The organism is Chenggangzhangella methanolivorans (assembly GCF_042648545.1).
Lineage (GTDB): Bacteria > Pseudomonadota > Alphaproteobacteria > Rhizobiales > Methylopilaceae > Methylopila > Methylopila methanolivorans.
In genome coordinates this window covers 44,074-64,784 of the sequence record NZ_JBHRXS010000015.1, presented here as the reverse complement: position 1 = coordinate 64,784, position 20,711 = coordinate 44,074, and the positions used below count along the sequence as shown (strand labels likewise).

Genomic DNA, 20,711 nt, shown 5'->3' with positions numbered 1-20,711 from the left:
GCGAGCGCCATCTGAAGAAAAGGCCGGGCCCCAGCGCCCGGCCTTTTTTGTTTGTCTCTCCGCCGACGTCCTGTGATCGTCCCACCTCGTCGGCGCGCTCATCGGAGGCGCGAAACGCCAAAGTGATGCGCCGCGGCCACGCTCACCATTTCTGAACCTCGCCGTGCTAGCATCGACGCACTGACGCCTCCGCGGCTTCCCAGGAAGCGGCGGACGCCACGTGGAGAGCGGCCCAGATGACGCGCAAATATTTCGGCACCGACGGCATCCGCGGCCGCGCGAACCGGTTCCCGATCACCCCCGATCTCGCGATGAAGGTCGGCATGGCGGCGGGGCTGGCGTTCCGCCGCGGCGACCATCGCCACCGCGTCGTCATCGGCAAGGACACGCGGCTGTCGGGCTACATGATCGAGAGCGCGCTGCAGGCGGGCTTCACCTCGGTCGGCGTCGACGTGCTGCTGGTCGGTCCGATGCCGACGCCGGCGGTCGCCCACATCACCCGCTCCATGCGCGCCGATCTCGGCGTGATGATCTCGGCCTCTCACAACCCTTACGACGACAACGGCATCAAGCTGTTCGCGCCCGACGGCTTCAAGCTTTCCGACGAGGTCGAGCTCGAGATCGAGCGCCTGATCGACTCCGATCTCTCCCCGCGCTTCGCCCTCTCCGACGACATCGGCCGCGCCAAGCGCATCGACGACGCGCAGGCCCGCTACATCGAATTCGCCAAGCGCACGGTCGCGCGCAACCTCTCGCTCGAGGGCGTGCGGGTGGTGATCGATTGCGCCAATGGCGCTGGCTACAAGGTGGCGCCGGAAGCGCTCTGGGAGCTCGGCGCCGAGGTCGTGCGGATCGGCGTCGAGCCGAACGGCCTCAACATCAACAAGGACTGCGGCTCCACCGCGCCGAACGCGCTGATCGCCAAGGTGCGCGAGACCCGCGCCGACATCGGCGTCGCGCTCGACGGCGACGCCGACCGCGTCATCATCGTGGACGAGAAGGGCCAGGTGGTGGACGGCGACCAGCTGATGGCCGTGGTCGCGGCCTCCTGGGCGGAGGACGGGCGGCTCTCCGCTCCCGGCCTGGTGTCGACGGTCATGGCCAATCTCGGCTTCGAGCGGTATCTCAGCTCGATCGGCCTCACCCTCGAGCGCACGCCCGTCGGCGACCGCTACGTCGTCGAGCGCATGCGCGCGCAGGGCTACAATCTCGGCGGCGAGCCCTCGGGCCACATCGTGCTGTCGGATTTCGCCACCACGGGCGACGGGCTGGTGGCGGCGCTTCAGTTGCTCGCGGTGGTCCAGAAGGCCGGGCGTCCGGTCTCGGAGGTCTGCCACCGCTTCGAGCCGCTGCCGCAGGTGCTCAAGAACGTCCGCTACAAGGCCGGCCGGCCGCTCGACGACGAAACGGTGCGGGCCGCGATCGCCAGCGCCACCGAGCGCCTCGGCGCGGACGGGCGCCTGGTCATCCGCCCCTCGGGCACCGAGCCCGTGATCCGCGTGATGGCGGAAGGCGACGACGGCGATCTCGTGCGGCACGTCGTCGACGACGTCGTGGACGTCATCTCCAAGGTCGCGGCCTGACGGCCCGAAGCCCTTATTCTCAGCCTTATCGAGACGCGCGCCCGCTTTGCGGGAGCGCGTGTTCGCGTCTGACGAAGATCAGCCGAAAGTCGAGAGAGCACGGTTAAGAGTTAAGGTTAAACGTCCTTTAAGGATTAGCTGCCAGATTGCCAGTCGTCACATGACTGCGCGCCGCATTCGCCCTGGGGGGAGGGGCGGCGACACAAGCAAGGATCTGGCAATTATGGCCAAGCTCACGACCTACGCGCTCGCAGGCGCGCTCGCTGTCGCGCTCGCGCCGGTCGCGGGTCACGCGGCCGATCTTCCGGAGCCGCCGCTGCTCGAGCCCGCCGCTCCGGTTGAGTTCGCCTCGGCGTGGTACATCCGCGGCGACGTCGGATACAAGAACTACAACAACCCGGACGCGCGCTTCACCGGCCGCAACTATCCGGGCAACCCGAATTTCAAGGGCGAGAAGCTCGGCGACGCGGCCGTGATCGGCGGCGGCGTCGGCTACAAGTTCAACGAGCACTTCCGCTCCGACGTCACGGTCGACTACGAGACCCGGGCCAAGTTCACCGGCACGCTCTACTCCAACACCGGCGCCTGCGGCGCGGTGCAGTGCGGCAGCCGCGACGTCACCAAGATCGACGCCTGGACCCTGTTCTGGAACGGCTATGTCGACCTGATCACCATTCACGGCTTCACGCCTTACGTCGGCGGCGGCATCGGCGTCGCGCGCCTCGACGTCAAGGGCGGCTACGACACCAAGCCGATCGCCAATTGCCCGGGCTGCAAGCCCGACAGCTACGGCGGCGACGCCCAGTGGAACTTCGCCTGGAACCTCCAGGCCGGCGCCTCCTACCAGATCACCGACAACCTGCTGTTCGACGCCAACTACCGCTTCGTCGACCTCGGCGAGGCCCGGACCAAGACGGTTCCCGGAAAGAACGGCGGCAAGGTGCGGATCGACGACGTGCAGGCGCACGAAGTCCGCGTCGGCTTCCGCTACATGCTCGACTGATCTTCCGCGTTACATGCGAGTTCAAGAGAACGGCGGGCTTTCGTGGTCCGCCGTTTTGCTTTTTGGGGCCTTGCCCAAGTTCGCGCTTGACGAAGCGGGCGTCGGGGAAGTATCCGCGTCGACGGGCCACCCCTCCCCACCGAGGGGCGACCATCTGAAAGGATGGATGGACATGACGACGACTGCTCGCCCGGCCGTGCGGCCGGCAAACCCCAATTTCTCTTCCGGACCCTGCTCGAAGCGCCCCGGCTGGTCGCTCGAAGCCCTCAAGGACGCGTCCCTCGGTCGCTCCCACCGGTCCAAGCTCGGCAAATCCAAGCTCCAGGAAGCCATCGACCTCACCCGCGAGGTGCTCGAGGTGCCGGCCAGCCATCGCATCGCGATCGTGCCGGGCTCGGACACCGGCGCCGTCGAGATGGCGATGTGGTCGCTGCTCGGCCCGCGCGGCGTCGAGGTGCTGGCTTGGGAAAGCTTCGGCGCGGTGTGGGTCACCGACGCCGTCAAGCAGCTCAAGGTGCCGGGCACCAAGGCGACCGTCGCCGACTTCGGCAAGCTGCCCGACCTGTCGGCCGTCGACTTCGAGAACGACGTCGTGTTCACCTGGAACGGCACCACCGCGGGCGTGCGCGTCCCCGACGCGAACTGGATCCCGGCCGACCGCGCTGGCCTGACCATCTGCGACGCGACCTCGGCCGCCTTCGCGATGGAGCTCGACTACGACAAGCTCGATGTCGTGACCTTCTCCTGGCAGAAGATCATGGGCGGCGAGGCCGCGCACGGCATCCTCATCATGGGCCCGCGCGCCGTCGAGCGGCTCGAGAGTTACGTGCCGACCTGGCCGATCCCGAAGCTCTTCCGCATGACCAAGGGCGGCAAGATCGACGAGGGTCTGTTCCAGGGCGAGACCATCAACACGCCCTCGATGCTCGCGGTCGAGGACTATCTCGACGCGCTGAAGTGGGGCAAGTCGGTCGGCGGCCTGAAAGGCCTCATCGCCCGCGCCACCCGCAACGCCACCGCGCTCGGCGACTATGTGCGCCGCACCGACTGGCTCGATTTCCTGGCCGAGGATCCGAAGACCCACACCAACACGGGCGTCTGCCTCAAGGTCGTGGATCCGGCGATCGTCGCTCTCCCGGCCAAGGAGCAGGCGGCCTTCGCCAAGGGCATCGTCGATCGCCTCGAGGGCCTCGGCGTCGCCTACGACTTCGGCTCCTATCGCGACGCGCCGGCCGGCCTTCGCATCTGGTGCGGCGCGACAGTCGAGACCTCCGACATCCTCGCGCTCACCGAATGGCTCGACTGGGCCTACGCCGAGGCCCGGCAGGGACTGGCGCAGGCGGCCTGAGGCGCGACGCGTTGAAAACCTGGCGGCGGGGCGCATGTCCCGCCTCCAGTCGCATCGACACGCCCATCAGACCCCGGACGAACCCATGTTCAAGCCCGAGAACGACATCGAACGCGCCCTCGTCAGCGCCGCGGAAGACGCGTCGGCGCGCGCGCCCTTCTTCGAGAAGCTGATCGACGCCGAGCTGACGCTCGCCCTCGTCGAGTCCCGCGACAAGAAGGGCGGCGGCTACGAGGTGCCGGAGGTGATGTCCGACGACGTCGCCTTCGTGCCGATCTTCACCGCCGACAGCCGCGTCGAGGCGATGTTCGGCTTCGAGAAGATGATGAAGGTCCGCCAGACCTTCCGGCAGATCCTCGAGCAGATCGACGGCGCGAACTTCGTGCTCAATCCCGGCTCCGACTACGGTCGCGAGATCATGGAGGAGGACGTCGCCGCGATGCTCGCGGGCGACTTCGAAAAGGCCGCCGAGAGCGACGATTTCGCGGCCGACGGCGGTTTCGACGAGGAGGAGGCGCTGCCGCAGGTCGTCGGCCGGCCTTCGCCCGTGCCGACCCATCTGGTCAAGCCGCTGACGAAGCTGTTTTCCGGGCTGCGCGAGGTGCGCGCCGCCTATCTCGCCCAGTCGCTGTTTCCCGACGCCGACGGCCTGAAGCGCCTCGTCATCGGCATCGACTGCGACGGCGATCTCGACGTGGTGCTCGACCATGTCGGCGAAGTCCTGGACGAGGTCGCCAAGCCCTCGGACGTCATCGACTTCGTGCCCGTGCCGGGCTCCCCGCTCGACGGGTACTTCGAGAAAGACAACCAGCCGATCTATCGGCGGCCCTGATCTTCCGCGTCATGCGCCGGGCCGCCCAAGGCCCGGGCGCCCGGCATGGCGCGGGTTCCCCCAGCTCAGTTCATGAAAGAGCCCAGCCATGGCGCCCCGCGTTCTCGTCTCCGACAAGCTTTCGACCGCCGCCGTCGACATCTTCAAGCGCCGCGGCGTGGAGGTCGACTTCCGGCCGGACCTCGGCAAGGACAAGGAGGCGCTCGCGACCGCCATCGGCGACTATGACGGGCTCGCGATCCGCTCCGCCACCAAGGTGACGCCGAAGATCCTCGAGCGCGCCACGCGTCTCAAGGTCATCGGCCGCGCCGGCATCGGCGTCGACAATGTCGACGTTCCGGCCGCCACCGCCCGCGGCGTGATCGTGATGAACACGCCCTTTGGCAACTCCATCACCACCGCCGAGCACGCCATCGCGCTGATGTTCGCGGTGGCGCGCGAGATCCCCGCGGCCGACGCCTCCACGCAGGCCGGCAAGTGGGAGAAGAACCGCTTCATGGGCGTCGAGATCACGGCCAAGACGCTCGGCCTCATCGGCTGCGGCAACATCGGCTCGATCGTGGCCGACCGGGCCATCGGCCTCAAGATGCACGTCGCGGCCTATGATCCGTTCCTCTCCGCCGAGCGCGCGATCGAGCTCGGCGTCGAGAAGGTCGAGCTCGACGAGCTGTTCGCGCGCGCCGACTTCATCTCGCTGCACGTGCCGATGACGGACAAGACCCGCAACATCGTGGACGCGGCCGCGATCGCGAAGATGAAGAAGGGCGTGCGCATCGTGAACTGCGCGCGCGGCGGCCTCGTGGACGAGGTCGCGCTGCGCGCCGCGCTCGACTCGGGCCATGTCGCGGGCGCGGGCTTCGACGTCTTCACCGAGGAGCCGGCCGAGGCCAATCCGCTGTTCGGCCACCCGGCGGTGGTCTGCACCCCCCATCTCGGCGCCGCGACCTCCGAGGCGCAGGAGAACGTCGCCCTGCAGGTCGCCGAGCAGATGTCCGAATATCTCATCCGCGGCGCGGTTTCGAACGCGATCAACGCGCCGTCGATCACGGCCGAAGAAGCGCCGCGCCTCAAGCCCTTCGTGGCGCTGGCCGAGCGGCTCGGCTCCTTTGCGGGCCAGCTGACCGACGCGGGGCTGAAGTCGGTGCGCATCGAATATGAGGGCGAGGTCGCCTCGATGAACGCCAAGGCGCTGACCTCGGCCGCCATCACCGGCCTGCTCCGTCCGCTGCTCGCCGACGTCAACATGGTGTCGGCCCCGGTCATCGCGCGCGAGCGCGGCGTCGCGATCGAGGAGGTGCGGCGCGAGGAGGCCGAGACCTATGAGAGCGTCATTCGCCTGACCGTCGAGACCGACAGCTTCACCCGGCACGTCGCCGGCACGGTGTTCGCGGACGGCAAGCCGCGCATCATCGACATCAAGGGCATCGAGATCGAAGCCGCTTTCGCGCCCTCCATGCTCTACGTCACCAACGACGACAAGCCCGGTTACGTCGGCGCGCTCGGCCAGACGCTCGGCGCGGCGGGCGTCAACATCGCGACCTTCAATCTCGGCCGCGCGGCGCAGGGCGGCGAGGCGATCGCGCTCGTCCAGATCGACGGCGACATTCCGGCCGAGGTGGTGGCCAAGGTCGAGGCGCTCGAGCACGTGACGCAGGCCCGCGCGCTGCGGTTCTGAGGGGCTTGGGGCCTGACCTCGATCGGGAGGACGGGCCTCTAGCCGCCCACAGTCTGCCCGGCGGCGAGCTGGGGCACGAAGCGGCGCTGCTCCGGCTTGGTCGGAGGGACGGTGGGCTCGGACTGCGGAGCAGGTTCGGCCGGCGCCTTGGTCGCGGCTGCGATCTGGTCCGCGACCTCGTCGAGGCGTCGGCGGAGAGCCGCGAGCGCCTCGGCGTCCGGCCGGTCGGCCGTCTCCGCGCTCTCCAGCGTCTGGTCGACATGGGGCATGCGCGGCGAGGCTGACGCGGAGGGCGCGCGCCTGTCGGCGCCCAGCATCACGAGTTTGGCGCGCAGCGCCGCGATCTCGGCTTCGCGCTCGGCGGCCTCGATGCGCGCCTGCTCCGTCGCGGCCCGCGAGGCGGAAGCGTCCTGACGGGCGGCCTGCAGATCCTTGGCGGCCTGGAGCGCGGCCGCGCGCGCCTCCTCCAGCGCGGAATGGGCGGACGCCGCGTCCGCGCCCTGGCGGTCGCGCTCGTCGCGCGCCTTCGCGCCTTCGCTTTCAAGCGCGGCGACCTGGCTCCGAAGCTCCGAGATGTCGGCGAGGTGGCCGAGCTCCGTGGCGCGGGCGCGGGCGCTCTCGACCCGGTCGCGGGTCGCCTCGGCGGTCGCGCGCTCGGCCTTTCGCTCGGTCTCGCGCATCGTCATCGCAAATTCTGCGCGCAGGCGGTCCTGCGCGGCGACGATCTCGTCGGCGGATACGGGGAGGCGGTGAAGCAGGCGGCGGGTCGTCAGGCGCACGGCCCGGCCCCAGAAGAAGGGCAGGAACAGAAGCCCGAGAAGCGTGGCGAGGAGCGCGCCGAAGGAAGCGTAGAGGATCGGCTCGACCATTCAGGCTCGCTTGGCGCGTCTTGACCCGCGCCCGACGTGGGGACCGCGAAAGGCGCGCCGCCCGCGGCCCCGGTTTCGACCGGCACCATGGCACAGCCGCTCCGCGACGCCAAGGAAACGTGCCCGGAAACCAGAAAACTCTAAGGACCGCGCGACCCTTGCGCGGCCCTTCTCGGACCGTGTGGTCGGAACGCGTTCGGAGCTTAGAACGGGTTCCAGGTCGATTGCGGCGTGAACTTGAGGTAACCGACATTGACGCCGAGCCGCGCGCCGAGGCCGGTGCGGATCGGCACCAGCACGACGTTGTAGTCCTTGAGCGCCGTCATGCCGAAGCCGCCGACCAGATAGGCCGAGCCGTTGATGCCGGCGAAGCGCGAGTACAGCATGTCGGGCGAGGTCAGGTTGTAGACCAGGATCATGGTCCGCGCGCCGTCGCCGCCGAAGTCGAAGCCGAGCGAGGGGCCCTGCCAGTAGACGTGGCGGTCGCCCTGGTCGCCGCCGCCTTGCGTGAAGAGCTTGCCCTCGCCATAGCGCAGGCCGCCCACGAAGGCGCCGGAGCCTTCCTCGCCGAGGATGTAGGCGTCGGGCTCGCCCCAGGTGGAGACGGCCTTCTCGACGATCCCGCCGAGGCCGCGGGTGGTCGAGCCGAAGAACTTGTGTCCGCGGTCGACGATGTCGCCGGCCGAATAGGTCTGGCGGGGCGAACCGTAGCCGCCGTCTTCGGCGTAGTTCGCGTTGGCGGCCCGGGGGCCGGAATATTGCGCATGGGCGTCGGCGGCGGCCGTCAGCATGGCGGCTCCGAACGCGAGGCCCGCGACGAGGGCGTTCCACTTCATCGCGTCGTCCTTTCGGTCAGACGCGCGAATCCCAAGGGGGAGCGGGGTTCGCGCCGATTCGAAACAATTTGAGCGATCGGCTTTACCGGAAGGTGAACGGCGCCGGGTTAGAAGGAGGAAGACAGGACGAACCGCGCCAAAAACAGCGGTCGGGGACGATCAGATGACCATCGCAAAGCTCGCCGGGGCGCTCGCGCTCGGCGTCGGGCTGGCGTGCCTTGGCGGTCTCGCCGAAGCGACGCCCGGCCTCAACGAGAAGATCGTGGCCGATCCCTCGACGGGCGTCGCGCTCTACGGCTTCGATCCGGTGGCCTATTTCACCGACGGCAAGGCCGTGCGCGGCCGCCGCGACGTCGAGGCCGAGTGGAACGGCGCCGCCTGGCGCTTCGCCAACGAGGCGAACCGCGCCGTGTTCCTGTCCTCGCCCGAGACCTACGCTCCCCGCTTTGGCGGCTACGATCCGTCGGCGGTCGCGACCGGCGTCGCCGTCGCGGGCCATCCGCTCATCTTCCGCATCGAGGGCAAGCGGCTCTATCTGTTCAGCACCGCCCAGACCCGAGACGGTTTCGGCGACCTCGCGAGCGCTCAGAAGTCGTGGCCCAAGCTCGAGGCCGAACTCACCGACTGACGGGCGCGCCGCCGACGGTCAGGTAGGCGGGGTCGGAGCCCATGTGGCGGTAGCTGTCGCCGACGGAGCCGCCTTCGCCGGGATAGATCTCCCGCACCTTGCGGGTTCCGGCGGGCGTGCCGTCGGTCGACCAGAGCTCCGAGTTGAACTCGGCTCGCAGGCAGCTGAGCAGGTCGAGCGTCACCTTGTCGACCGCGCTGAAGAACGTGCGGTCGCCTCGCGAGACCTGCTCGCGGACATAATCCTGCCGCCCGCCATAGCAGTCGGCGTCGCGGTTGATGTCTTTCAGCAGGCGCGCCGCGCCGGTCGAGACGTCGCCGACATAGAGCGCCGACTTCGACGAGCCTTTCGCCGCGCCCTCGAACAGCACGGCCTGGGGCGGCCCCTTCATGTCCGCCGCGCCGAAGGTCGGCCGGATGAGCCGGCCCTTGTCGTCCTTGAAGGCGAGCTTGCGCGTGCCCTCCGGCGTCCCGTCGGTGACGAAGAGCTGGTTCTTCGACGCGCCCGTGATCTTCTCGACCAGCAGCGTGTCGCCGACCGTCGTGAGCGTGTTGTTCTCGGTGTGGCGCGTCGTGAAATAGATCTGCGAGTCCGCCGGCCCCGGCTCGATATCTCGGACCATGACGGTCCCCTCTTCGGTGCCGTCCGTGCTCCAGAGCTCCGCGCCGTATTCGGCGCTCCTGGCGAGGAAATAGGCGCGCGCGCCTTCCGACCTCGGCCAGAACCGCGTCGGCGACCATTCGGGATCGAGCGCGCCCGCAGACCCCTTCAGAATGCCCTTGAGCGGGCGTTTCGCCTCGCTCGTTCCGTCCGAGACCCACAGTTCCTGGCCGTGCTTGCGCGTGTTCCGGACATAGACGAAGCGGTCGCCGACGACGGAGAGTCGCGGCTCCTCGCCGCCGTCGACGGTCACGGGCAGCCGCGTCGTGACGTTGGTGGCCGGATCGTGGAGGAAGGTCGCGAAGTTCGTCCCGGTCCAGGAACCGTCGCCCGGAGGCGCGACGAAGAGCGTCTTGCCCTTGAACGCGGCGACCAGAATCGTGTCGAGCCGATAGGGCAGTTCCGGCGCGCCGATCTCGACCGTGCCCTGCGCCGTGCCGTCGGTGGTCCAGAGCGTGCCGGTCTCGGCGGAGGCGAAATAGACGAGCGCGCCGTAGCGGCCGAGGATGCGCGCCACGCCGGTCCTGATCCGGCGCGTGCCGCCTTCGGTTCCGTCGGAGAAATAGAGAGCGGAAGTTTCTTGATCGAGAGCGGTCTTGGCGCCGAACACCACCCCTCCGGGGACCGGGAACAACCCGTCGCCGAAGTTTGTGCCCGAGACCCCGGGGGTGAGGTCGACGACCATCTTCGTGCCGGCCTTGGTCCCGTCCGAGACCCAAAGCTCGCGATCGTGCCGATAGTCGGTCGCGACGCAGAACAGCAGCCCCAGCGTTGCCGCGGCGGTCGCGATCGACATCATCATGTGGTCCCCGGGAACGTCGCGACGCTCGCATGCGCCGCGGCGATCCCAGGATAAACGCCGCCGAGCCGACGGTAAATCTCCACCGCGCTCCGCCGGCGGAGATTCGCCCGGCTCGAAAAGCCTTAAGCCCGCGCGCCCCAGGCGACGAAGGCGCCGTTCTTGAAGCCGGTCTCGGACTTGCCGTAGCGGAACTCGGAGCCGTCCGGGTTCAGCACGGCGCCGCCGGCGGCCGCGAGCACGGCGTGGCCGGCGGCGGTGTCCCATTCCATGGTCGGGCCGAAGCGCGGATAGACGTCGGCCTCGCCCTCGGCCACCAGGCAGAACTTCAGCGAAGAGCCTGCGGAGCGGCGGTCCGCCACCGCGAGCTTGGCCAAAAACTCTTCCGTGGTCGCGTCCGAATGGCTGCGGCTCGCCACCGCGCAGGGGCCGCTCTCGGGCGTGCTGCGGACCGAGATCGGCGTCCAGGCGCCGGCGTCCGGATCCTCCCGCACGCCGCAGCGCGCGACCTTGGCGCCGAGCGCCGCCGAGCCGATCCAGATCGCCCCGAGCGCCGGCGCGAACACGCAGCCGAGCACCGGCCGGCCCTGGTCCACGAGCCCGACATTGACCGTGAACTCGCCGTTCTTGGCGAGGAACTCGCGGGTGCCGTCGAGCGGGTCGACCAGCAGGAAGGTCTCGGGCGCCTCCGTCGGGACGCCGTCGCGGGACGCCGATTCCTCGGCGATCACCGGCATGTAGGGGAAGATGCGCGCAAGGCCGGAGATCAGGATCGCCTCGGCGCGCTCGTCGGCGTCGGTCACGGGGCTGCGGTCGTCCTTGGCGCGGGCCGCGATCGCCGGACCCTCGTAGACGTCGAGGATCGCGCGGCCGGCCTCGACGCAGAGGATCGCGAGTTCGTCGAGCAGGCGCGCGTCGTCGGAAGGGTCGTGCATCTCAGGCTCCAGCTGGGACAGGTCGTTGGCGGCGAGCCGCCTTGAGGGCGCGTTAAGCAACGTGTATCAGGCGGGGCAGCCGCGCACGGCCCTGAGTCTCAATGCCTGCGCGCCTCCGCTACTCAAAGCCGTGCCGGGAGCCGCGATGTCAACCTCCGAAGACGCCTCGACGGGCGCGGTGATCACGCTCGACGGGCTCGATCTCGCCGCGCTGGTCGCGAGCCGGGTGTGCCACGACGTCATCAGCCCCGTGGGCGCGATCGTCAACGGCCTCGAGATTCTCGAGGACGAGAAGGACGAGGGCATGCGCGGCTTCGCCTTCGACCTCATCAAGAAGAGCGCCGAGCAGGCCTCCGCGCGCCTGCAGTTCTGCCGCATCGCCTTCGGCGCGGCCGGGTCGGCCGCCGCCCAGCTCGACCTCGGCGACGCCGAGCAGGTCGCGCGCGGCTTCGTCGTCGACCAGAAGACCAGCCTCGTCTGGGAGGCCAAGCGCCAGCTCCTGCCGAAGAACATCGTCAAGCTGCTGCTGAACCTCGTGCTCGTCGCCACCACCACGATCCCGCGCGGCGGCGAGATCAAGGTCACGTCGGAAGGCGAGGGCGAGGCGACCTCCTTCGCCATCGTCACTACCGGCGTGAGCGCGCGCGTTCCCGCCAACGTGCTCGACCTTCTGGCCGGCAGGGCCCCGGAGGATCGCGTCGACGCCCATGTGATCCAGCCGTTCTATGCGGGGCTGGTCGCGCGCGCCGCCAACATGACGGTCACGATCGAGGCCGAGATCGAGGGCGAGAAGATCGTCACCCGGGCCCGTCCCGCGGCCGCCTGAGACAAAGAACGCACGATCGCGCCCGCGTGAGGGCGCAACCAAGCGTTATGCATTTTCGGCCACCATGGTCTTGCGGACGTCGGGCTTGTGCAGCCCGGCGCGGGGGCCGGGCCTGTGGACGACTTGCTAAAGGACTTCCTGACGGAGACGGCCGAGAATCTCGACCTCGTCGACGTTGAGCTCGTGCGCTTCGAACAGGAGCCCGAGAACGAGAAGATCCTCGGCAACATCTTCCGCCTCGTCCACACCGTGAAGGGCACCTGCGGCTTCCTCGGCCTGCCGAGGCTTGAGGCGCTCGCTCACGCGGCCGAGACGCTGATGGGCAAGTTCCGCTCCGGCGCGCTCGCCACGCCCGACGCCGTGACGCTGATTCTCGGCGCGATCGACCGCATCAAGGACATTCTGGCCGAGCTTGAGCGCAGCGGCGCCGAGCCGCTCGGCGACGATCAGGACCTCATCTGCGAGCTTGACGTCGCCGCCGCCAACGCCGTCGCGGCTCCCAAGGCCGAACCCGGCCCCGGCCGCCCGCTGAAGCCGGGCGAGGTGTCGCTCGAGGAGCTCGAGCGCGCGTTCCTTGAAGCCGAAGGCCCGGATCTCACGCCGGCCAACGATCCCGAGCCGGCCGCCGCCGCCGCGCCGAAGCCCGTCGAGATGAAGCCGGCCGAAGCCAAACCCGCGGCGTCCGAGGAGGTTCGCGACGGCTCGGTCGCCGGCCAGACGATCCGCGTCGGCGTCGACACGCTCGACCGCCTGATGACGATGGTTTCGGAGCTGGTGCTGACGCGCAACCAGCTGATGACCCATGTGCGTCGCCGTTCGGGCGCGGGCGCGGCCGACGACGAGCTCACCTTGCCGCTCCAGCGGCTGACCCACGTCACAGCCGAGCTGCAGGAAGGGGTCATGAAGACCCGCATGCAGCCGATCGGCGCCGCCTGGCGCGCGCTGCCGCGGCTGGTGCGCGACCTCGCGGCCGATCTCGGCAAGAAGATCGAGCTCGTCACCGCCGGCGCCGACGCCGAGCTCGACCGCCAGGTGCTCGACCTCATCAAGGATCCGCTGACCCACATGGTCCGCAACTGCGCGGATCACGGGCTCGAGACGCCCGCCGAGCGCGTCATGGCCGGCAAGCCCGAGACCGGGACCATCCGGCTCGAGGCCTTCCACCAGGGCGGCTACGTCGTGGTCGAGATCGGCGACGACGGCCGCGGCCTCGACGTCGCGCGGATCAAGAAGAAGGCGCTCGCCAACGGCCTCGCGAGCGAGGCCGAGATCGAGAAGATGACCGAGGCGCAAGTGCTGCGCTTCATCTTCGCGCCGGGCTTCTCCACCGCCGAGGCCGTCACCAGCGTCTCCGGCCGAGGCGTCGGCATGGACGTGGTGCGCTCCAACATCGAGCAGATCGGCGGCTCGATCGACCTGCGCTCGGTCGCGGGCCAGGGCGCGACCGTCGTCATCCGCATCCCGCTCACCCTCGCCATCATCCCGGCGCTGACGGTCGGCGTCGGCGGCGAGGTGTTCGCGATCCCGCAGCTTGCGGTGCGCGAGCTCGTCCATGTCGGCGGCGGCGGCGAACACCGCATCGAGCGCATCGGCGACGCTCCGCTGCTGCGCCTGCGCGACCGCCTGCTGCCGCTCGTGCGCCTCGCGGAGGTGCTCGGTCAGGCGCCCGGCCAGGCGACCGGCGCGGAGCCGGCCGGCGGCGAGAACTTTATCGTCGTGGCGCAGGCCGGCGAGGACGTCTTCGGCGTCGTGGTCGACGACGTGCTCCACACCGAGGAGATCGTCGTGAAGCCGATGGCCTCGCGGCTGAAGGAGATCCCGCTGTTCGCCGGCGCCACCATCCTCGGCGACGGCTCCGTGATCCTGATCCTCGATCCGAACGGCGTCGCGCAGGCGCTCGGGCCGGCGCGCGAAGTCTCGGCCGCGCGCGCGGCCGAGACCGTCGAAGCGATGGAGGCCGACGACAAGATCGCGCTGCTGACGTTCCGCGCCGGCGGACAGGCGCCCAAGGCCGTGCCGCTCGCGCTCGTGACCCGCCTCGAGATCATCGACGCCGCGACCATCGAAACGGCGAACGGCCGGATGATGGTGCAGTATCGCGGCGCGCTGATGCCGCTGGTGCCGGCCTCCCACGACGTCGTCGCGCGGACTGCGGGCGACCAGCCGCTGCTGGTCTTCGTCGACGACGGCCGCTCCGTCGGCCTCATCGTCGACGAGATCCTCGACATCGTCGAGGACCGCATGGAGATCTCCGTCGCCTCCGACATCCCCGGCGCGCTGGGCGCTGCGACCGTCGCCGGCCGCGCGACCGAGATCCTGGACGTCGCGCACTTCCTGACGCTCGCCTTCGACGACTGGCTGAAGCGCAAGGACCGGCCGTCCGCCGAACAGGACCGGCCCTCCGTGCTGCTCGTCGACGACAGCGCGTTCTTCCGCAACATGCTCACCCCCGTGCTCACCGCTGCCGGCTATCGCGTCACCGCCGTCGAGGGCGGCGCGGCCGCGCTCGGCCTCATCCGGCTCGGGCGGCGCTACGACGTCGTGGTCTCGGACATCGAGATGCCCGAGATGGACGGCTACGCGCTCGCCGGCGAACTCCGCGGCGAGCCGCTCGCCGCCGAAACGCCGATGCTAGCGCTCTCTTCGCTCACCGGGCCGAGCGTCGTCGCCCGCGCCCAGGAGGCGGGCTTCAGCGACTATGTGGCGAAGTTCGACCGTCCGGGCCTCATCTCCGCGCTGACCCAGCTCGCGCCCGGCTACAGGAGCGCGGCATGACCGACGCGCAGGGCGGCGAGCGCCGCTCCTTCGTCACCGTCGAGATCGGCGAGCAGCTGTTCGGGATCGCGATCGGCCGCGTGCGCGAGGTTTTCGCGCCGGAGCGGCTGACGCGCGTGCCGCTCAGCGCGCGCGAGATCGCGGGCGTGCTGAACCTGCGCGGCCGCATCGTCACCGCCATCGACATGCGCAGCCGCCTCGGCATGGCGCCGGCGCCGGCGGGTTCGAAGAACATGGCGATCGGCGTCGACCATCGCGGCGAGGCCTTCGCGCTGCTGGTCGACCGGCCGGGCGACGTCGTCGATCTCGACGTCGCGGGCCTCGAACCGGCCCCCGCAACGCTCGATCGCCGCTGGGCGAGCCTCGTCGAAGGCGTCTTCCGCCTCGACGACCGCCTTCTCCTCATCCTCGACGTCGACCGCGCGCTCGCCGCAAGCGCCGAGCCGGTCGCCGCCTGACCCCGATCCCGGCGCGTCGCCGCCGCCCCGAACCCACGGAGCCGAAGCCATGAAACACTGCCTCGTCGTCGACGACTCGAGCGTCATCCGCAAGGTCGCCCGCCGCATCCTCGAGGGCTGCGAGATGAGGATCTCCGAGGCCGAGAACGGCCAGAGCGCGCTCGCGCTCTGCAAGCAGGCGATGCCGGACGGCATCCTGCTCGACTGGAACATGCCGATCATGGACGGCTTCGACTTCCTGGCCGAGCTCCGCTCGCTGCCGGGCGGCGACGCGCCCAAGGTCGTGTTCTGCACCACCGAGAACGACGTCTCGCACATCACCCGGGCGCTGCGCGCCGGGGCGGACGAGTATGTGATGAAGCCGTTCGACAGCGAGATCATCACCTCGAAGTTCGCCGAAGTCGGCCTGCTCTGAGCGGACCGGCGCCGCGGGACGGACGCATATGATCGAGGCAGTCGCCGCGCGGCCGGTCGAGACGGTGCGGGTGATGATCGTGGACGACTCCGTGGTCGCCCGCGCTCTCGCCGCGCGCTGGCTCGAGGCGCAGCCGGGCTTCGAGGTGGCGGCGAGCTGCCGCTCGGGCCAGGAGGCGCTCGACCGGATCGCCTCCGTGCGGCCCGACGTGGTGCTGCTCGACGTCGAGATGCCGGGCATGGACGGCGTCGAGGCGCTGCCCCTGCTGCTCAAGGCGCGGCCCGGCCTCGCGGTGCTGATGAACTCGAGCTACACGACGCGCGGCGCGGAGCTTTCGCTGCGCTGCCTCGCGCTCGGCGCGACCGACGTGCTCGCCAAGCCGACGAGCGAGGCCATGCAGGCCGGCGAATATCGGCGCGAATTCCTGGCGCGGATGCAGGCGCTCGGCGATTTCGCGCGCCGGCGCCGCGGCCTTGCGCCGGCCCCGCGCGTCGCAGCCCAAGCCGCGCCGCCCGTCGCCGCCTCCCGGCCCGCCGCATCGCCTGCGGCCGAGGGGCGTCAGCGCGTGGAGTGCGTCGCGATCGGCTCCTCGACCGGCGGACCTCAGGCGCTGATGGAGATGCTTCGCGCGATGAGCGGCACCTTCCCGGACGCGCCCGTGATCGTCACCCAGCACATGCCGGCGGGCTTCACCGCCGCGCTCGCCGAACATCTGTCGCGCGGGGCGGGCGTCGAGGCGAAAGAGGCCGAGGATCGCGAGCCGATCCTGCCGGGCCGCGTCTATGTCGCGCCGGGCGGGCGCCATCTTTCGGTGCTGCGCGGCGGCTCGGGCGTCATCGCCAAGCTCGAGGACGGCCCGCCGGTCAATTTCTGCAAGCCGTCGGTCGATCCGATGTTCCGCTCGGCCTCGAAGGCCTATGGCGCGGGGCTGGTCGCGGTAGTTCTCACTGGCATGGGCAGCGACGGCGCGACGGCGGCGGCGGCCGCCGCCGCTGCGGGCGGACGCGTCATCGCGCAGGACGAGGCGACGAGCGTCGTCTGGGGAATGCCGGGCGCGACCGCGGCCACCGGCGCCTGCGCGGCGGTGCTGCCGCTCAAGGAAATCGGCCCGCGGGTCGTCCGCATGATGGAACGGGGGCGTTCGTGACACCTGCGCAGTTCGCGTTTCTGGCCAAGTTCCTGAAGGATCGCTCCGGCCTCGTGATCGGCGAGGACAAGCGCTACCTCGTCGAGGCCCGGCTCGGGCCGGTCGCGCACCAGCGCGGGCTTGCGAGCCTTTCCGACCTTGCGGCCGCGCTCGCCCGCGGCGCCGACCTCGACCTCGCGGCCAGGGTCGTCGAGGCGATGACCACCAACGAGACCTTCTTCTTCCGCGACGGCGCGCCCTTCACGCTGTTCACCGACGTCATGCTGCCGCATCTGATGGCCGCGCGCGCCCGCGAAAAGACGCTGCGGATCTGGTCGGCGGCCTGTTCGTCGGGTCAGGAGCCCTATTCGCTGGCCATGCTGCTCGCCGAGCGCAAGGCCCAGCTCGCCGGCTGGCGCGTCGAGATCGTCGCGACCGACCTTGCGGGCGAGGTGGTGGAGCGCGCCAAGGAGGGCCTGTTCTCGCAGTTCGAGGTGCAGCGCGGGCTGCCGATCAAGCTGCTGCTGAAGCATTTCGCCCAGGAAGGCGAGCGCTGGCGCATCGACGCCGCGCTGCGCCAGATGGTGCATTTCCGCACGCTGAACCTGCTGCGCGACTTCTCAGCGCTCGGGCGCTTCGACGTCGTGTTCTGCCGCAACGTGCTGATCTATTTCGACGCCGAGACCAAGGCCGACGTGCTGAACCGGATCGCGGCCTCCATGGCGCCGGACGGCTACCTCATGGTCGGCTCCGCCGAGGCGCCGGAGGCGATCACCCGCCGGTTCCGCGCGCATCCGAGCCGCGGCGGCCTGCTGGTGAAGGGCGAGGGCGCCGCCTCCGCCGCGCCTGCGCTCAGTCTCGTCGCCGCGCGATAAAGCGCTTCAAGCTCGGGCATGACGCGGCGATCGACCTGTCGTCATTGGGCCTTGGGCGACCGATGCCGGAGCGCTCTCGACGAAAAAGCCCCCCGCCGCGAGGCGAGGGGCTTTGTCGGTTAAGCCAGCGCGGGCGAGAAGATCAGCCGGCGGCGCGCATGTCCTCGGTCGGCTCGCGCAGCACGTAGCCGCGGCCCCAGACCGTCTCGATGTAGTTCTTGCCGTTGGTGGCGTTGGCGAGCTTCTTGCGGAGCTTGCAGATGAAGACGTCGATGATCTTCAGCTCGGGCTCGTCCATGCCGCCGTAGAGATGGTTGAGGAACATCTCCTTGGTGAGCGTCGAGCCTTTGCGCAGGCTCAGAAGCTCGAGCATCTGGTATTCCTTGCCCGTGAGGTGCACGCGGGCGCCGCCGACTTCGACCGTCTTGGTGTCGAGGTTGACGATGAGGTCCCCGGTCGAGATCACCGACTGGGCGTGGCCCTTCGAGCGGCGCACGATGGCGTGGATGCGGGCGACCAGCTCGTCCTTGTGGAAGGGCTTGGTCATGTAGTCGTCGGCGCCGACGCCCAGACCGCGGACCTTGTCCTCGATGCCGGCGAGGCCGGAGAGGATCAGGATCGGGGTCTTGATCTTCGCGACCCGGAGCGCCCGGAGAACCTCGTAGCCCGACATGTCGGGCAGGTTCAGGTCGAGAAGGATGATGTCGTAGTCGTACAGCTTCCCGAGATCGATGCCTTCTTCGCCGAGCTCGGTGGTGTAGACGTTGAAGCTCTCTGACTTGAGCATCAATTCGATGCTCTGCGCCGTCGACCTGTCGTCTTCAATAAGAAGAACGCGCATGCGAATCCTCCACCGAGCCCCGCGTGACCAACGCCCGAACTGCCTCGGGGGTCACGGTGAACCGATCGTTTCCGTTCCGATTCAAGCTTAACGACAAAAGGTTAACAGAGTGTGATTCTGCGCCGCAAGCCTGAACTGATTCCCGCCCAAATTATTCGTAACTGGCTGTTTCAAAACGATTTTCCGATTTCGCCAAGCTCATGTCGTTTCTTAACGAACAGGGCTAACTGACTCTATCGACTCAACGTTTCGGTGCACGTCACGGTTTTCGAGGCGTTAAGGTTCGAGCCCATAATTCGGCGCCTCGGTAAACGAAGGGTTACTGTGTGACGCCGAACGTTCATGATTCGACGGAGTTCCCTCGATGACGGCCATGACCGCCCTCGGCGGTCTCCTCAAAAACCTCGAGAGCGCGCCCGACCGCGAGGTCTATGGGCGCGTCGTCGGCGTGCGCGGTCTTCTCGTCGAGATCGCCGGGCCACTCGGCGCCATGGCGATCGGCGGCCGCGTGGTCATCGAGGGCCAGGACGGGCGCGAGACGCCCTGCGAGGTGCTGGGCTTCGAAGGCGAGCGCGCGCTCGTGATGCCGTTCGCGCCGCTCGAGGGCGTGCGCCGCGGCTGCCGGGCGATCGTCGGCTCGACCGAACCCGGGGTCCGGCCTTCGCCGCGCTGGCTCGGCCGCGTGGTCGACGCCATGGGGACCCCGATCGACGGGCTCGGCCCGATCGACCAGGGGCCGACCGTCTATCCCTATCGCGCCTCGCCGCCGCCCGCCCATGCCCGCAAGCGCGTCGGCGCGCCGCTCGATCTCGGCGTGCGGGCCATCAACACCTTCCTCACCTGCTGCCGCGGCCAGCGCATGGGCGTGTTCGCGGGCTCGGGCGTCGGCAAGTCCGTCCTGCTGGCGATGCTTGCGCGCAACACCCAGTGCGACGTCGCGGTCATCGGGCTCGTGGGCGAACGCGGCCGCGAGGTGCAGGAGTTCCTGCAGGACGACCTCGGCGAGGCCGGCCTCAAGCGCTCGGTCGTCGTGGTCGCGACCTCCGACGAGCCGGCGCTCAAGCGCCGCCAGGCCGCCTATCTCACGCTCGCGCTCGCCGAATATTTCCGCGACCAGGGCCAGGACGTGCTCTGCATGATGGATTCCGTCACGCGCTTCGCCATGGCCCAGCGCGAGATCGGCCTGTCGATCGGCGAGCCGCCGACCGCCAAGGGCTACACGCCGACGGTGTTCGCGGAGCTGCCTCGCCTGCTCGAGCGCGCGGGGCCGGGAACCGGGGAGGGGACCGCGACCGGCCTCTTTACCGTGCTGGTCGACGGCGACGACCACAACGAGCCGGTCGCCGACGCCGTGCGCGGCATTCTCGACGGCCACATCGTGATGGAGCGCTCGATCGCCGAGCGCGGGCGCTATCCGGCCATCAACGTGCTCAAATCGGTGTCGCGCACCATGCCGAAGTCGACGCCCGAAACCGAGCGTCCGGTGGTCGCGCGCGCGCGGCGCACGATGGCGACCTATTCGGACATGGAGGAGCTGATCCGGCTCGGCGCCTATCGGCCCGGCTCAAGCCCGGAAGTCGACGAATCCATCGATCTGAACGGCCCGCTCGAAGCCTTTCTCAAGCAGGGTAAGGAAGAAGCAACGGGTCTCGGCGACTGTTACGCTCAGTTGCGTACCATTCTAGGCGTTTCGGACACGGAGCGCTAACCGGGCTGTGCTTAGATGTCCGACATGAAGTCCAGAGACACCCTCATCCGCCTGAAGCGGTTCCAGGTCGACGAAAAACGTCGCCAGGTCGCTCAGATCGAGACCATGATCGCCGAGTTCGAGCGCATGGCCTCCGACCTCGACCGCGAGATCCTGCACGAGCAGGAGAAGGCCGGGATCCACGACGTCGGGCATTACGCCTACCCGACCTACGCCAAGGCCGCGATGACGCGTCGCGACAACCTCAAGCGCTCCGCCGACGAGCTCGTCGGGCAGCTCACCGACGCGCAGGACGCGTTGGCCGAGGCCTTCGAGGAGCTCAAGAAGGTCGAACTGCTCGAGGAGCGCGACGCCTCCCGCGAGCGCGTCGCCGAAGGCGCCCGCGAGCAGGCCGAGATGGACCGCATCGCGCTCACCATCCGCCGCGGCGAAGCCCGGGCCTACTGAGCGGCGGGGCCGCCCACCGGAAACTGCCGACCGGCAGGTTGCGCACCGCCCGGCGGCGCACGCGTTAACCAT

General features: G+C 69.4%; 19 protein-coding genes. 14 read left to right on the top strand and 5 right to left on the bottom strand.

What is annotated here, in order from left to right:
* Nucleotides 1-236 precede the first annotated feature (236 nt).
* From glmM to serA, 5 genes are all read left to right on the top strand, one after another.
* Nucleotides 237-1,583, top strand: a complete 1,347-nt coding sequence (gene glmM, locus ACFOWB_RS21115; RefSeq protein WP_378149166.1) for a phosphoglucosamine mutase — start codon at nucleotides 237-239, stop codon at nucleotides 1,581-1,583.
* Between the two features lie 223 nt (nucleotides 1,584-1,806).
* Nucleotides 1,807-2,586, top strand: a complete 780-nt coding sequence (locus ACFOWB_RS21110) for an outer membrane protein (protein ID WP_378149164.1) — start codon at nucleotides 1,807-1,809, stop codon at nucleotides 2,584-2,586.
* Between the two features lie 172 nt (nucleotides 2,587-2,758).
* On the top strand, nucleotides 2,759-3,934 hold the full coding sequence (locus ACFOWB_RS21105; protein WP_261402294.1) for a phosphoserine transaminase: 1,176 nt from the start codon (nucleotides 2,759-2,761) through the stop codon (nucleotides 3,932-3,934).
* A gap of 85 nt (nucleotides 3,935-4,019) precedes the next feature.
* Nucleotides 4,020-4,766 carry an enhanced serine sensitivity protein SseB C-terminal domain-containing protein gene (locus ACFOWB_RS21100; RefSeq protein ID WP_378149161.1) on the top strand — a complete coding sequence of 249 codons (747 nt, stop codon included), beginning with the start codon at nucleotides 4,020-4,022 and terminating at the stop codon, nucleotides 4,764-4,766.
* Between the two features lie 88 nt (nucleotides 4,767-4,854).
* A complete protein-coding gene (gene serA / locus ACFOWB_RS21095; protein ID WP_378149159.1) occupies nucleotides 4,855-6,441 on the top strand; it encodes a phosphoglycerate dehydrogenase in 1,587 nt (528 codons plus the stop codon).
* Between the two features lie 38 nt (nucleotides 6,442-6,479).
* On the opposite strand, the gene ACFOWB_RS21090 is transcribed toward serA, so the two are convergent.
* Entirely contained in the window at nucleotides 6,480-7,310 is an 831-nt protein-coding gene (locus ACFOWB_RS21090) for a hypothetical protein (protein WP_378149157.1), read from the bottom strand.
* 203 nt (nucleotides 7,311-7,513) lie between these two features.
* Nucleotides 7,514-8,146, bottom strand: coding sequence for a DUF1134 domain-containing protein (locus ACFOWB_RS21085; protein ID WP_261402297.1), 633 nt, complete (start codon nucleotides 8,144-8,146; stop codon nucleotides 7,514-7,516).
* Nucleotides 8,147-8,309: 163 nt separating this feature from the next.
* Between ACFOWB_RS21085 and ACFOWB_RS21080 the strand changes: the two genes are divergently transcribed.
* On the top strand, nucleotides 8,310-8,774 hold the full coding sequence (locus ACFOWB_RS21080) for a YHS domain-containing (seleno)protein (protein ID WP_378149154.1): 465 nt from the start codon (nucleotides 8,310-8,312) through the stop codon (nucleotides 8,772-8,774).
* On the opposite strand, the gene ACFOWB_RS21075 is transcribed toward ACFOWB_RS21080, so the two are convergent.
* Both ACFOWB_RS21075 and cysQ read right to left on the bottom strand, forming a co-directional pair.
* Entirely contained in the window at nucleotides 8,764-10,230 is a 1,467-nt protein-coding gene (locus tag ACFOWB_RS21075; protein WP_261402299.1) for a hypothetical protein, read from the bottom strand. The two genes, ACFOWB_RS21080 and ACFOWB_RS21075, sit on opposite strands and share 11 nt — an antisense overlap.
* Before the next feature lie 128 nt (nucleotides 10,231-10,358).
* The gene (gene cysQ / locus ACFOWB_RS21070; RefSeq protein WP_261402300.1) at nucleotides 10,359-11,168 is read right to left on the bottom strand and encodes a 3'(2'),5'-bisphosphate nucleotidase CysQ; all 810 of its coding nucleotides are present in this window, start codon (nucleotides 11,166-11,168) and stop codon (nucleotides 10,359-10,361) included.
* 145 nt (nucleotides 11,169-11,313) lie between these two features.
* On the opposite strand from cysQ, the gene chpT reads away from it, so the two are divergent.
* The 6 genes from chpT to ACFOWB_RS21040 all read left to right on the top strand — a co-directional run bounded on the left by chpT (nucleotide 11,314) and on the right by ACFOWB_RS21040 (nucleotide 17,643).
* Complete coding sequence (chpT, locus tag ACFOWB_RS21065; RefSeq protein ID WP_261402301.1) at nucleotides 11,314-11,994, top strand: histidine phosphotransferase ChpT; 681 nt, start codon at nucleotides 11,314-11,316, stop codon at nucleotides 11,992-11,994.
* Nucleotides 11,995-12,108: 114 nt separating this feature from the next.
* Nucleotides 12,109-14,769 carry a hybrid sensor histidine kinase/response regulator gene (locus tag ACFOWB_RS21060; protein ID WP_261402302.1) on the top strand — a complete coding sequence of 887 codons (2,661 nt, stop codon included), beginning with the start codon at nucleotides 12,109-12,111 and terminating at the stop codon, nucleotides 14,767-14,769.
* Complete coding sequence (locus ACFOWB_RS21055) at nucleotides 14,766-15,227, top strand: chemotaxis protein CheW (RefSeq protein ID WP_261402303.1); 462 nt, start codon at nucleotides 14,766-14,768, stop codon at nucleotides 15,225-15,227. The genes ACFOWB_RS21060 and ACFOWB_RS21055 overlap by 4 nt, the downstream gene beginning before the upstream one ends.
* A gap of 49 nt (nucleotides 15,228-15,276) precedes the next feature.
* The gene (locus ACFOWB_RS21050) at nucleotides 15,277-15,642 is read left to right on the top strand and encodes a response regulator (protein WP_261402304.1); all 366 of its coding nucleotides are present in this window, start codon (nucleotides 15,277-15,279) and stop codon (nucleotides 15,640-15,642) included.
* A gap of 28 nt (nucleotides 15,643-15,670) precedes the next feature.
* Nucleotides 15,671-16,789, top strand: a complete 1,119-nt coding sequence (locus ACFOWB_RS21045) for a protein-glutamate methylesterase/protein-glutamine glutaminase (RefSeq protein WP_261402305.1) — start codon at nucleotides 15,671-15,673, stop codon at nucleotides 16,787-16,789.
* The gene (locus ACFOWB_RS21040) at nucleotides 16,786-17,643 is read left to right on the top strand and encodes a CheR family methyltransferase (RefSeq protein WP_261402306.1); all 858 of its coding nucleotides are present in this window, start codon (nucleotides 16,786-16,788) and stop codon (nucleotides 17,641-17,643) included. Before ACFOWB_RS21045 ends, ACFOWB_RS21040 begins: the two co-directional genes overlap by 4 nt.
* Before the next feature lie 142 nt (nucleotides 17,644-17,785).
* Here the strand turns inward: ACFOWB_RS21040 and ctrA are convergent, their stop codons facing one another.
* Nucleotides 17,786-18,484, bottom strand: coding sequence for a response regulator transcription factor CtrA (ctrA, locus tag ACFOWB_RS21035; protein ID WP_261402307.1), 699 nt, complete (start codon nucleotides 18,482-18,484; stop codon nucleotides 17,786-17,788).
* A 373-nt stretch (nucleotides 18,485-18,857) separates the two neighbouring features.
* Here ctrA and fliI point away from each other — a divergent pair, with 373 nt between their 5' ends.
* Together fliI and fliJ are read left to right on the top strand one after the other, a co-directional pair.
* On the top strand, nucleotides 18,858-20,192 hold the full coding sequence (fliI, locus tag ACFOWB_RS21030) for a flagellar protein export ATPase FliI (RefSeq protein ID WP_261405814.1): 1,335 nt from the start codon (nucleotides 18,858-18,860) through the stop codon (nucleotides 20,190-20,192).
* A gap of 24 nt (nucleotides 20,193-20,216) precedes the next feature.
* Complete coding sequence (gene fliJ, locus ACFOWB_RS21025; RefSeq protein ID WP_261402308.1) at nucleotides 20,217-20,639, top strand: flagellar export protein FliJ; 423 nt, start codon at nucleotides 20,217-20,219, stop codon at nucleotides 20,637-20,639.
* Nucleotides 20,640-20,711: the final 72 nt, after the last annotated feature.

Bases quoted from the DNA above. Each gene is read 5' to 3' on its own strand.
- glmM (WP_378149166.1), top strand. From the start codon at position 237: ATGACGCGCAAATATTTCGGCACCGACGGCATCCGCGGCCGCGCGAAC.
- ACFOWB_RS21110 (WP_378149164.1), top strand. From the start codon at position 1,807: ATGGCCAAGCTCACGACCTACGCGCTCGCAGGCGCGCTCGCTGTCGCG.
- ACFOWB_RS21105 (WP_261402294.1), top strand. From the start codon at position 2,759: ATGACGACGACTGCTCGCCCGGCCGTGCGGCCGGCAAACCCCAATTTC.
- ACFOWB_RS21100 (WP_378149161.1), top strand. From the start codon at position 4,020: ATGTTCAAGCCCGAGAACGACATCGAACGCGCCCTCGTCAGCGCCGCG.
- serA (WP_378149159.1), top strand. From the start codon at position 4,855: ATGGCGCCCCGCGTTCTCGTCTCCGACAAGCTTTCGACCGCCGCCGTC.
- ACFOWB_RS21090 (WP_378149157.1), bottom strand. From the start codon at position 7,310: ATGGTCGAGCCGATCCTCTACGCTTCCTTCGGCGCGCTCCTCGCCACG.
- ACFOWB_RS21085 (WP_261402297.1), bottom strand. From the start codon at position 8,146: ATGAAGTGGAACGCCCTCGTCGCGGGCCTCGCGTTCGGAGCCGCCATG.
- ACFOWB_RS21080 (WP_378149154.1), top strand. From the start codon at position 8,310: ATGACCATCGCAAAGCTCGCCGGGGCGCTCGCGCTCGGCGTCGGGCTG.
- ACFOWB_RS21075 (WP_261402299.1), bottom strand. From the start codon at position 10,230: ATGTCGATCGCGACCGCCGCGGCAACGCTGGGGCTGCTGTTCTGCGTC.
- cysQ (WP_261402300.1), bottom strand. From the start codon at position 11,168: ATGCACGACCCTTCCGACGACGCGCGCCTGCTCGACGAACTCGCGATC.
- chpT (WP_261402301.1), top strand. From the start codon at position 11,314: ATGTCAACCTCCGAAGACGCCTCGACGGGCGCGGTGATCACGCTCGAC.
- ACFOWB_RS21055 (WP_261402303.1), top strand. From the start codon at position 14,766: ATGACCGACGCGCAGGGCGGCGAGCGCCGCTCCTTCGTCACCGTCGAG.
- ACFOWB_RS21050 (WP_261402304.1), top strand. From the start codon at position 15,277: ATGAAACACTGCCTCGTCGTCGACGACTCGAGCGTCATCCGCAAGGTC.
- ACFOWB_RS21045 (WP_261402305.1), top strand. From the start codon at position 15,671: ATGATCGAGGCAGTCGCCGCGCGGCCGGTCGAGACGGTGCGGGTGATG.
- ctrA (WP_261402307.1), bottom strand. From the start codon at position 18,484: ATGCGCGTTCTTCTTATTGAAGACGACAGGTCGACGGCGCAGAGCATC.
- fliI (WP_261405814.1), top strand. From the start codon at position 18,858: ATGACCGCCCTCGGCGGTCTCCTCAAAAACCTCGAGAGCGCGCCCGAC.
- fliJ (WP_261402308.1), top strand. From the start codon at position 20,217: ATGAAGTCCAGAGACACCCTCATCCGCCTGAAGCGGTTCCAGGTCGAC.